The organism is Flavobacterium sp. UBA4854, assembly GCF_002399805.1.
GTDB lineage: Bacteria > Bacteroidota > Bacteroidia > Flavobacteriales > Flavobacteriaceae > Flavobacterium > Flavobacterium ginsengisoli.
The window spans coordinates 1-2,281 of record NZ_DHEI01000146.1 but is presented as its reverse complement, the minus strand read 5'-3'; the positions used below and the strand labels follow the sequence as shown (position 1 = coordinate 2,281).

The 2,281-nt window shown below is 26.9% G+C and carries 3 protein-coding genes; 1 reads left to right on the top strand and 2 read right to left on the bottom strand.

Annotation, left to right across the window (positions count from 1 at the left end; translation table 11 throughout):
* Positions 1–125 precede the first annotated feature (125 nt).
* Positions 126–593 carry a hypothetical protein gene (locus tag B3J44_RS21245; protein WP_286971282.1) on the bottom strand — a complete coding sequence of 156 codons (468 nt, stop codon included), beginning with the start codon at positions 591–593 and terminating at the stop codon, positions 126–128.
* A 358-nt stretch (positions 594–951) separates the two neighbouring features.
* Between B3J44_RS21245 and B3J44_RS21240 the strand changes: the two genes are divergently transcribed.
* Positions 952–1,248 carry a hypothetical protein gene (locus B3J44_RS21240; RefSeq protein ID WP_286971281.1) on the top strand — a complete coding sequence of 99 codons (297 nt, stop codon included), beginning with the start codon at positions 952–954 and terminating at the stop codon, positions 1,246–1,248.
* A 137-nt stretch (positions 1,249–1,385) separates the two neighbouring features.
* On the opposite strand, the gene B3J44_RS21235 is transcribed toward B3J44_RS21240, so the two are convergent.
* The gene (locus B3J44_RS21235) at positions 1,386–1,901 is read right to left on the bottom strand and encodes a hypothetical protein (RefSeq protein WP_286971280.1); all 516 of its coding nucleotides are present in this window, start codon (positions 1,899–1,901) and stop codon (positions 1,386–1,388) included.
* Between the last annotated feature and the right edge of the window lie 380 nt (positions 1,902–2,281).

Genomic DNA, 2,281 nt, shown 5'->3' with positions numbered 1-2,281 from the left:
AGCTCGTCGGGCTCATAACCCGAAGGTCACAGGTTCGAGTCCTGTTCCCGCTACTAAGACAAAAGCTTCAGAGAAATCTGGAGCTTTTTTTATAATGTCTAATTCAGATTATTGAATTAGATATCTTAATAACAAAGTTTCCTTTTTACTTTGGTTATTACAAAATCTCCATTATCATATAATAAAAACTTTATAATATATTCTTCATAACCATAATTTGTTGAAAAATATACTTTAAAAGAATAATTTACAATGTCCAAAATTCGCACATAAAATAATGGTGAATTCTCTGAATTATGTTTGAACGTCAAATTATCGTTTATACTCTTAATATCATCTAAGATTTTTCTAGAAATCTTTAATATTTTTTCTTCGTTTTCAATAAACCTATCAATAAAATTTATTAAATATGAATTGAAATCATAACCTTCAATAATGTATTTTTTAGAAATTATTTTTTCATTAAAAGAAAATTGATAATTGAATTTACGGAAGTCATTACCTGCAGAAAATTCGGCCTTAGTTTCCCATATCCTTTCATCTGTAGTTTGTCTAAAAATTAATGTTCGATTATTTTTAGTTTTTATTTCCATAAAATAGTTCTTCTATATTTTTTCTGTTAATTAATATTACACATTGACGAGTTTTCAAATATATGGATATGTAAATAAAAAAAGCAGAAAAAGAATTAAACTACATTTTTCAATTTGCTTTTTTTTTTCAAACATTTCTGCAAAATCAAGGAGACTTACATAGCTTTTACAACGAGTATATCTCAGCGTTAAATAAACCAACAAACTCTGTAAAAAACACTAATTAAGTGGAGATCATATTCTACAATGATTAATTATATAAACTCAAGGCAAAATTCTGTAAATAAAAACATTGTTGCACTATGTATTTTTGAATTAAGAAAATATGTTTTTATAAAGCCAATAAATAATAAAAATCATGAAATCATCTATAACTACCTCTACAAATTTTAACTCGATTACTATTCAATCTAATGCAAATCTGATAGATGCTGAATTTTATTCTGAAAAACAAACTTCAGCTTCGTTAGACTTGTACGATAAGCATGATGACGAACCAGATTTTGACTGTGAATTTCTACACGGCATTAGCTATAATGAAGAAAATGAAAATACTATTGATGCAGAAGCCGATGAAGATTTTGCAGATCTATATAATGATAATCAATGGGATGTAGACATCTACGATCCGTATTCGGAGTCAACCTATTTTTAATCCCAAAAGTTATCAGTTCGAGAGTATTTCTGTTCTCACTATTAAAACAAAAGCTTCAGATTTCTCTGAAGCTTTTTTGTTCTTATATTCTTATTATTTTGAAATAATGTAAGTTTACAAACATAAAGAAAAGTTCCTCAATGAATATAGTTTCCAAAATCTAAGATCAATGATTTATTGTCGGAATGCATAAAAAGAACTCTAACCAAAGTTCCATCTTTAGTATCAACCAAGTATTCATAACTAATTATGTCCCATAAGTCCGTTAGATCAAAAATATGCATTTTTACTTTTTCTACTAATTGACTTAGATTTTCAATATGATAGCTACTTGCGAATATATCAGGCGCATTATTAAATGTGGCTAAATGATTAAGACACCAAGAAAAGTTCTCGTTTATTCTCTCTTTAATATTGGCAATATCTTTTTTCGTTGGTTGAATCTTGTCTAGAAAAAAAGATTCTGTACCCAAATTGTTTGGAGAGGAAAATATAAATCGATCTTGATCCTTTAATTTTTTGTCGATACTAACTTTCACATCCAAGATTGTCGGGTTATAGCCATCTGACAACACACTCATGAAATCGGAAAGCAAGCGAATTGAATTTTCCAACAACTTTATCCGAATCAATTCAGCTTCATTGTCTACCATATACTTTATTTAAATTAAAACTAACTTGGATATTTGCATCGTAAGTTCCATTCTTAATTAACCAAATATAGATAATTCGTAACTCGTCGATTCATAAATTTAGAGAAATCTCAAGTCTTGTCTTATAAATATACTTTATCGAAATAAAGTCCGTTATTCCTTTACAATAATTTAATATTATGTTTTCCAATAACTGATTTTATATTATTAAATGTTTTCTTAAATTCGCAATTCCGTAATGAAACCATTTGTTTTCATTCTAAAATTGTGATTTTCATATCAATACCACAAAAAGAAATTTAATAAATCTTTTAAAAACAAATATATTATAACTACAATTCAACACAATGCTTAAAAAACACAACCCCAAATTTTTATTT

What these genes read in the sequence shown, in the direction of transcription:
- B3J44_RS21240 (WP_286971281.1), top strand. Translation starts at nt 952, where the DNA reads ATGAAATCATCTATAACTACCTCTACAAATTTTAACTCGATTACTATT.
- B3J44_RS21235 (WP_286971280.1), bottom strand. Translation starts at nt 1,901, where the DNA reads ATGGTAGACAATGAAGCTGAATTGATTCGGATAAAGTTGTTGGAAAAT.
- B3J44_RS21245 (WP_286971282.1), bottom strand. Translation starts at nt 593, where the DNA reads ATGGAAATAAAAACTAAAAATAATCGAACATTAATTTTTAGACAAACT.